This is a genomic window from Mesorhizobium sp. M1A.F.Ca.ET.072.01.1.1, from assembly GCF_004023325.1.
In the GTDB taxonomy this organism is placed as follows: domain Bacteria; phylum Pseudomonadota; class Alphaproteobacteria; order Rhizobiales; family Rhizobiaceae; genus Mesorhizobium.
The window spans coordinates 1-957 of record NZ_RZSF01000667.1; the positions used below are offsets into that span (position 1 = coordinate 1).

Sequence of the window (957 nt, forward strand, 5' to 3'; positions counted from 1 at the left end):
TCCGAATGAACATCCATAAGAATGCCCGTCTCACACCGCTGCGTCGAGAGGAGATGGCGCTGTCGGTGATAGAAGGCGCTTTCTCCAAAGCCCATGCGGCGCGTGTCTACGGCGTGTCGGCCAAGATCGTGGCGCGCTGGGTCGAGCGCTACAAGTCCGAAGGGCGGGCCGGCATGATCGACCGTTCCTCGCGGCCCGCCCATATGCCGCAGGCCACCGCTGCGTTGATCGCCGAGCGCATCATGGCGCTGCGGCGGCAACGTTGGACCGGCAAGCACATCGCCCATGAGGTCGGCGTCTCGCCCGCCACCGTTAGCCGGGTTCTCAAGCGTGCCGGACTGTCGCGGTTGCGGGATATCGAACCGGCCGAGCCGATCCGACGCTACGAGCGCGAGCATCCTGGCGAGATGATCCATATCGATATCAAGAAGCTCGGTCGTTTCGAGCGCATCGGTCATCGCATTACCGGCAAGCGCACCGGCAATGCCAGCTCGCGCGGCAGCAGTTGGGAGTTCGTCCATGTCTGCATCGACGACGCCTCCCGCATCGCCTTCTCGCAGATCCTGCCCGACGAGAAAAAAGAAAGCGCCATCGCCTTCCTCAAGGCGGCGGTGGCCTACTACGCCAGCCTCGGCGTCACGATAGCCCGCGTCATGACCGACAACGGCTCCTGCTACAGATCAAAGGCCTTCGCCAAGGCCTGCCGCGATCTCGGCCTCAAGCACGTCAGGACAAGACCCTATACACCCAAGACCAATGGCAAGGCCGAGCGCTTCATCCAGACAGCACTGCGCGAATGGGCTTATGCCATCGCTTATCCGACTTCAGATCACCGCGCCGCAGAGTTGCCGGTCTGGCTGCACAGATACAATTGGCACCGTCCCCACGGGAGCCTAAAGTCCAAAACACCTATCAGTCGCCTCGCTCTAACCGAGGACAACCTGTTGAGGCTCCACA

General features: G+C 62.2%; 1 protein-coding gene. It reads left to right on the forward strand.

Translation table 11 applies throughout. The annotated features are described in order from the left end of the window. Positions 1-5: 5 nt before the first annotated feature. A partial coding sequence (locus EOA32_RS37415; protein ID WP_127230906.1) for an IS481 family transposase occupies positions 6-957 on the forward strand: 952 nt, incomplete at its 3' end.